5 protein-coding genes and 2 pseudogenes are annotated in these 8,074 nt (G+C 39.2%); 4 read left to right on the top strand and 3 right to left on the bottom strand.

Annotation, left to right across the window (positions count from 1 at the left end):
- Both AC52RT_RS14775 and AC52RT_RS14780 read right to left on the bottom strand, forming a co-directional pair.
- A pseudogene (locus AC52RT_RS14775) lies at nt 1-276 on the bottom strand (endonuclease/exonuclease/phosphatase family protein); the annotation flags it as partial.
- 4 nt (nt 277-280) lie between these two features.
- Nucleotides 281-1,939 (bottom strand): PTS transporter subunit IIBC, encoded by a 1,659-nt coding sequence (locus tag AC52RT_RS14780; protein ID WP_495541448.1) that lies wholly within the window; start codon nt 1,937-1,939, stop codon nt 281-283.
- A gap of 283 nt (nt 1,940-2,222) precedes the next feature.
- Between AC52RT_RS14780 and AC52RT_RS14785 the strand changes: the two genes are divergently transcribed.
- From AC52RT_RS14785 to AC52RT_RS14800, 4 genes and pseudogenes are all read left to right on the top strand, one after another.
- Entirely contained in the window at nt 2,223-4,505 is a 2,283-nt protein-coding gene (locus tag AC52RT_RS14785) for a glycoside hydrolase family 65 protein (RefSeq protein WP_495541449.1), read from the top strand.
- A 20-nt stretch (nt 4,506-4,525) separates the two neighbouring features.
- Nucleotides 4,526-5,206 (top strand): beta-phosphoglucomutase, encoded by a 681-nt coding sequence (gene pgmB / locus AC52RT_RS14790; protein WP_495541450.1) that lies wholly within the window; start codon nt 4,526-4,528, stop codon nt 5,204-5,206.
- Nucleotides 5,193-6,209: pseudogene (locus AC52RT_RS14795) on the top strand (aldose epimerase family protein). Before pgmB ends, AC52RT_RS14795 begins: the two are co-directional and overlap by 14 nt.
- A gap of 56 nt (nt 6,210-6,265) precedes the next feature.
- A complete protein-coding gene (locus AC52RT_RS14800; RefSeq protein ID WP_495541451.1) occupies nt 6,266-7,285 on the top strand; it encodes a LacI family DNA-binding transcriptional regulator in 1,020 nt (339 codons plus the stop codon).
- A 165-nt stretch (nt 7,286-7,450) separates the two neighbouring features.
- Here the strand turns inward: AC52RT_RS14800 and AC52RT_RS14805 are convergent.
- On the bottom strand, nt 7,451-8,074 hold a 624-nt coding region (locus AC52RT_RS14805), incomplete at its 5' end, for a 4-hydroxyphenylacetate 3-hydroxylase C-terminal domain-containing protein (RefSeq protein ID WP_495541452.1).

Raw genomic sequence — 8,074 nt, forward strand, 5'->3', positions numbered from 1 at the left:
CGGCCCCCAGGTCCAGTTGTAATGAATCCCTTTTGCAGCAAGTTTCTGCTGCAAAAGCCATGCGAAATTATCTTTTTTGATTTGATTATCTAACGTTGAAGCTTGATAGTTTTGTAGATGACTAGCATCAATTGATTCTTCCTTAATGGTTTGGTTGACTTCCTGCAGTGAAATGAGATCATAGCCTTCAGTAATAATAGCATCACACAGGATATCTAGTTTTTCTACCTGTTTTTCTTCCAGCCAACTATGTGTATTTAAGGTTAGTAGTTTCACCTTGTTAGGCTCCTAGACGGTCATTAATGTCGGATTTTAAAACATCTGCTTTCGGACCGTAGACAGCTTGTATGCCATTATCTTTTTTAATCAATCCTAATGCGCCTAATTTTTTCCAATCTTGTTCGTTCCCAACTAAAGTGGGATCTTTAACGGTTACACGAAGTCTTGTCATACATGCATCTACATCCGTAATGTTAGCTGGACCACCTAGGATAGAAATGATTCCATCAACTTGTTTGTCAGCAGGAGCTGATTCTGCAGTTTGCGATGATGGTGCATTTTCTTCATCTGTACTGCTTTCATCAATGTAATTACCTAAACGGCCAGGGGTAGCAATCTTGAAACGGCCAATCATGTAAAAGGAAACAAAGTAGGCGATACAGAAGAAGACGACACTACTAATGACAAAGTTAATGATATCCCCAGTTAATCCTGCATTGACTGACATGGGAATACGTGTGAGAAATTCTAGGTTACCAAATGAATGTACACGTAAGTTAATCAAATCTGCCAGTGCAAAGGAAGCTCCTTGAATCACTGCATAAACTACATAGAGTACGGGTGCTGCAAACATGAACATGAATTCAAGTGGTTCAGTTACACCGGTTAAGAAGACGGCAAGTGCTGCTGATAAGAAAATCGTTTTATATTTTTTGCGTTTGTCTGCATCCGTTCTGCGATACATAGCGAAAGCTACACCAAGTAATGTACCGGTTGCACCAATCATTTGTCCAACTTTGAAACGAGCGGGAGTAACTTCATTTAATAATGCAGTATAAGCTGCTGTATCTCCTGCATTCTTCATGTTCACTAAATCACTAACCCATGCCAGCCACAATGGGTCTTGTCCGAAAACTTGTGTGCCAATGTTTGCACCTGTCATAATTTCGTATGTACCACCAAGGGCTGTATAATTTACTGGTATGGTTAACATATGATGTAAGCCGAATGGCAAGAGAAGGCGTTCTAACGTTCCATAAACGAATGGTGCTAAAATAGGTGCGGTATCACCTGAAGTGGCAATCCACTGGCCAAAATTATTAATCCCAGTTTGAACAAATGGCCAAACAACAGCTAATACAATCGATACAATTACTGACCAAAGAATAACGACAAAAGGTACGAATCGTTTACCATTAAAGAATGCAAGTGCATTCGGCAACTTACGGTAGTTATAATATTTATTGTAGACAATGGCACCGACAAATCCGGAAATTATGCCAACGAAAACGCCCATGTTCAATGCTGCTGAACCGAGAATGGATGTGAAGTACCCGTTAACAAGGATTTCTGATCCAAAAAGTGTTTCTGTTGTTGCGCCTTCAGTTGTCAGCATAGTAGCATTGACACCGAAAATGGCACCGGTTGTAACATTAATCAGTATAAAGGCTAAAAGGGCTGCAAATGCTCCACCGGCACGCTCTTTAGCCCACGAACCACCAATTGCAACAGCGAAGAGCAAATGTAGATTTCCAATTACTCCCCAGCCGAGACTCTCCATTACACCGCCTATGGTAGCGACGAAATGAATTTCTCCTCCAAACATGGCAATCATTTTACCGATACTTATCATTAATCCAGCTGCCGGCATGACAGCGATTACGACCATTAGTGCTTTACCGAGTTTTTGCCAGAAATCAAATGAAAATAACTTTTTCATCTTTTGTACATCTCCCTTGATGAATTATCTATGCAAACGATTGCTTTGGTTTGATTATACTCTCGACGGTTTAAAATATGCAAGCGCCTTTTTAAACGAATATTTTGAAAGTAGAGTTGTATATTAATTTAAGCAATAGCAAGGTAATATGCGAATTTTTCTTTTTAAAAATGAAAGTTTTGTTAATGAGATTGACAACGCAATCGTTTGCATTTAAACTTGCACTATAAAAGAAAAGTCAGTATTTTTAACTAGGTATTTACAGTATGAGGAGGAAATAAAAATGGCTATAAACCGCTTATTTGAGGTAGATGAATGGAAGATTCGGACGAATCATTTAGATAAACAAAATAGAAGATTACAAGAAAGCTTAACCAGTATTGGAAACGGATACATGGGAATGCGAGGGAACTTCGAGGAGCAGTATTCTGGAGATCATCATCAGGGCAGTTATTTAGCAGGTGTATGGTATCCGGACAAAACAAGAGTAGGCTGGTGGAAAAATGGCTATCCTGAATATTTTGGTAAAGTCATAAATGCAATGAATTTTATTAAAGTAGATTTGTTCATTGATGGAGAAGTTGTTGACTTATTTACGGATACCATCACGGAATTTACTCTTGAGCTCGATATGAAGCACGGAATTTTGACCAAGAGCTATCTAGTAGAAAAAAATAAAAAGCAAGTTCGTGTAGAAGTGGAGCGTTTTGTTAGTTTGGATCAAAAAGAACTGTGTGTAATCAATATGAAGGTTACTAGTTTGACAGATTCAGTACAATTACGTTTTGTGCCCACATTAGATAGTCAAGTGAAAAATGAAGATGCAAACTACGAAGAAATGTTTTGGCTTCCAGTTGCAGCTTGCTCGAATCAGTTAGTCGTGGAGACCAAACCAAATGATTTTGATATAGAGCAATTCAGAGTTGCTGCAACGATGACCAACCGTGTGACTCATTTAGAGAACACTGGAAGTTTGATCACTCCAATGCAAGTAAACGAGGTTTTTGAAGGGAGTATACGTGCTGGTGAAACAGCGACAATTGAAAAATTGGTCGTTTTAACTACTTCGCGTGACAGTGAAATAGATACAGTCTGTGAACGAAGCAAAGAAATCAGTGAAAAGGTTAGTGAACAAAGTGCTGATGAGCTCCGTGTACAGCATGAATCATTGTGGCTTGAACGTTGGGAAAAAGCTGATGTAGTAATTGGCGGAGATGCTGCAGCGCAACAGGGAATTCGTTTCAACTTATTCCAATTGTTTTCTACTTATTACGGGGAAGACGAACGTTTGAATATTGGACCAAAAGGATTTACCGGGGAAAAATACGGGGGAGCTACTTATTGGGATACTGAGGCCTATGCGGTGCCGTTGTATTTAGCTTTAACTGATCAATCGATAACGAAAAATTTATTAAGCTATCGACACAACCAGCTGTCGGGAGCAGAACATAATGCTCGTCAGCAAGGATTGGAGGGGGCGCTGTTTCCAATGGTGACCTTTACTGGGGTGGAATGCCACAATGAGTGGGAAATCACCTTTGAAGAAATCCACCGTAATGGAGCCATTGCTTACGCAATCTACAATTATACGAATTATACCGGAGACAAAGAGTATCTTATCGATAAAGGATTAGATGTACTCACGGGAATTAGTCGTTTTTGGGCGAGCCGCGTACATTACAATATTCAAAAAGATCAATACATGATGCATGGTGTAACCGGTCCTAATGAGTATGAAAATAACGTTAACAACAATTGGTACACCAATAAAATCGCTATCTGGACATTGAAATATACACTTGCTTCATTAGAATTAGCCCCTGAGAAGAAACGTGTGTTAAATCTGACAGATGAAGAATTACGAAAATGGAAAGAAATTATTGAAAAAATGTATTTCCCATATGATGAAGAGCGAGGTATTTTCATTCAACATGATACGTTCCTCGATAAGGACCTGCGTCCTGTTACAGATTTAGATCCATCAGATTTACCGCTCAACCAAAAATGGTCATGGGACAAAATTTTACGGTCACCGTTTATTAAGCAAGCGGATGTACTCCAAGGGATTTATTTCTTCCAAGATGAATTTACAATAGAAGAAAAAGAACGGAATTTCGATTTCTATGAACCAATGACTGTCCATGAATCCAGTCTATCTCCAAGTATTCATGCCATATTAGCTGCAGAGTTAAATAAGATGGATAAAGCTGTGGAATTGTATGAACGGACAGCACGATTAGATCTGGATAATTACAATAGCGATACGGAGGATGGGCTGCATATCACGTCCATGACTGGCAGCTGGTTAACGATTGTTCAAGGGTTTGCAGGAATGCGGACATCTAATGAGACGTTGGCATTTTCACCTAAATTACCGCAAAATTGGAGCCATTATGGATTCCATATTAATTACCGGGGGCGTTTACTGAAGGTAATGGTTAAGCAGGAAGCGACGATTGAATTAGTTTCAGGAGAACCATTGGAAATGAAGGTATACAATCAATCAATCCTGCTCTCAAGCTCGTATCCTTGCCAAATTACTCATACTGAATCATCGGGTGCATAACAAAATAGGGGGAAAGTGACATGAAAGCAGTATTATTTGATTTGGATGGTGTGATTACGGATACAGCAATTTACCATTACCAAGCGTGGAAAGAAATGGCCTGTAAACTTGGAATTGAAATAGATGAAGAGTTTAATGAACAACTAAAAGGTGTAAGCAGAATGGATTCACTGCAGCTGATTTTAGAAAAGGGCGGACTTGGGAACCGGTATTCGGAAAGTGAAAAAGAAAAGATGGCCAATGATAAAAATATCGTCTATAAACAAATGATTGAAAAAGTATCTCCAAGTGATCTTCTGCCGGGGATTACAGTGTTATTAAAGGATCTAAAGGCTAAGGGGATTTTAATTGGATTAGCATCTGCAAGCCAAAATGGTCCTGTTATTTTGGATCGGCTAGAAGTTACCCATTATTTTAATACGATTGTCAATCCGGCCGAATTACGTGCAGGAAAACCAGACCCTGAAATTTTTGTGAAAGGTGCACAGCAGTTGGGCGTAAATCCCAAAGATTGTGTTGGAGTAGAAGATGCGGCAGCGGGTGTTCAAGCGATCAATGGTGCAGGGATGGTCTCAGTCGCCATTGGCAATCAAACGACATTAGCAGCAGCAAACAGTGTCGTTCCCAGCACAGAAGATGTAACTGCAGATTTGTTAAAAAAAGTCTGGTCTGTATCCGTAAACTGTAATGAAGTATTCTAATACAGTTTACGGATACAAAGATGGAAAAGAAGTTATTGAATATCGATTAGTAAATAACCAGGGAAATGTATTTCGCTGCCTGAACTATGGGGCAGTGGTCACAGCTATAGAAATCCCGGATAGATCAGGACAGGTAGAAAATGTTGTTTTAGGATTTGATAATCTAAAAGACTACATCAAGGACTCCCCCTATTTTGGGGCAATCGTTGGCCGTGTTGCAGGTCGAATAAAACACGGCCGGTGGGGGGAACTCCAACTGACCAAGAATGAAGGACAGAACCATATACACGGTGGGAACCAGAACTTTAGTCAAGTAGTCTGGGATAGCGAAATGATTACAGGGGCGGATTATACCGGAGTCCTATTTACACATACAAGCCCCGCTGACGACAATGGGTACCCAGGTAATCTTAAGGTTCAAGTGACGTATTATTGGACAAATAATAATTGCTGGAAGATGAAGATTAAAGCCGTTACAGATGAAACAACTTTGTTCAACCCCACCAATCATACGTATTTTAACTTGAATGGAAATGTGAATCGGACAATTTTAGATCACACACTACAGGTTTCAAGCGATACATTTGTAGAAACGGATAGGGAAAAATGCCCGACTGGAAGACTGCTTTCTGTTGAAGGAACACCGTTTGATTTCAGAAAACCAGTCCGAATAGGTCATGCCATTCATAAGTAACCTTCAGGGTATGACACCCCATTTAAGTTAATGTCAGGTTTCATTCAGTTGTTCGATGACAGCAGTGGAAGAAAACTAACCATTCAAACCGACCGAGAAGCGGTAGCCGTGTTTTCAACCACAGGCATGAATGAAGACTATTTGGTGGCAGGTGAAAAGATGAGCAGCCACCGTGGGATTGCATTAGAAACACAGGAGTTGCCGGATGCAGTGCATCACCCACAATTTCAATCGATTGTTATTCATCCAGGTCAAACGTATACCTGTCAGACGGAATACCATTTTTCTGTTGAGGATTCCTTGTCATAACTTTGAATTTAACCTATGATGAATAAATGAAAAAAACAAGTGGAGGAGAGGTTTGAATGGCTGTGACGATTAAGGATGTAGCAAAGAAGGCTGGAGTAGCGACATCAACCGTATCGCGAACCATTCAGGACCATGCTAGTATTAGTGAGAAAACGAAGAAAAAAGTGCGATTGATCATGGAAGAATTAGGTTATCGACCTAATTTAACTGCCCGGGGGTTAGTCAAACAAAACAGTCGAACAATCGGGGTAATCTTACCTGTATCAAATGGTGAGGTTTTTCAAAATCCCTTTTTTCTTGAAATGATCCGCGGTATCAGTAAAGCCTGTAATGAGAAAAAATATATGGTAGCATTAGCTTCCGGAACAACTGAAGATGAGCTGCTTTCGAGCATCGAGACAATGGCCAAGGGCGGCCGAGCAGATGGCTTTATTGTGCTTTATTCCAAAAAAGATGATGCTATTATAGAGTATCTTCATGCAGAGAAACTGCATTATGCCATGATTGGGAAACCGTATAAGTATGAAAATGATATGCTTTTTGTGGATAACGATAATCAGTTGGCGGGAAAAGATGCGGCCAATTATCTTATTCACTTAAATCATACAAGGATCGCTTATATTGGCGGCGACTATAACCAAATGGTGACCACGGAGCGTTTAATTGGTTACCGTCAGGCAATAACGGAGGCACAGCTGGAAGTCAATACAGACTATATATTAAGTGATAGTATTGATGAAAAAGAGTATCGTCAAATGGTCACAGCCTTATTTTTGGCAGAAAACCGGCCGACTGCTATCGTAGCGAGTGATGATCTCGTTGCGATGAGTGTTTGTTATTTATTAAAAACAATTGGTCTAACCGTTCCAGATGATGTCTCCATTATCAGTTTCAATAATTCAATTTTTGCTGAGAAAATGCAGCCTGCATTAACATCGATTGATGTTCATATCGATTATTTAAGCAGTCAAGTTGTAATCAAGCTGATTGAGTTGATTGAGGAAACCTTAACACTGGCTATGAAGTTAATTTTACCGCATAAAATAGTTGAACGTGATTCTTGTAGACCATTATAAAGAAAACCTGTCGAGCTTCAGCTTGACAGGTTTTTTGTACTTTTTTAAGCTCATAGCTTCATCATAAACCCGGTCCTTAGTAGTGTTTTCTTGGTACAGATAGAATTGTAGAGAAAAGTAACTTTTTCTCTACAATTTTTCATGTGAAGAGGTTGGATAGATACTTCACTCTTGTTTCTCCAAGAAATGTTGAACACGCTTAACATAAGGGGTTTTATCATATGATAAATAGACCTGACTTGATAGTTTGATTGGATCACCGAAGAAAAACCTTTCATACAGTGTTTCACGCGTACCAAATGAACTCATCGTTAAATCCCAGGCTAATCGAAAAACCTTAATGCGGTCCTCCGCATTTTTTGACTTGGCTTGTAAATAATGATTCAAATCCGTTCTTAAATTCTGAAAAGTATTTTCTGTCGGAATCGCCATTAGTCCACTTGCACCTAATAAATGAATGATTTCAGTAAACCTTGGATAAATTTTTGGAAACAAACTAATCGCAATTTGAAGAGATGTCTGATCTGGCCGCATAAATCCTAATTCATCCAATTCCGCTTCCATTTCAGATTTAAGAAGCAAGGCTTTCATTGTCTCTAAGGCAATAATAATTTCGGAAGCTTTCTCTTGCACGTGTTGATATTCAATAATATTGATTGTTTCAATAATGGATTGTACAACACCTAACACAAATTCTAGTTTTATAATTCGTCTACAAACAACTTGGTGAATGGTAAAAGCTGAAAAGGAGTTAATATTCATAAAAATATTAGATACTTCTCTGTTATT

The organism is Peribacillus sp. (assembly GCF_059453735.1).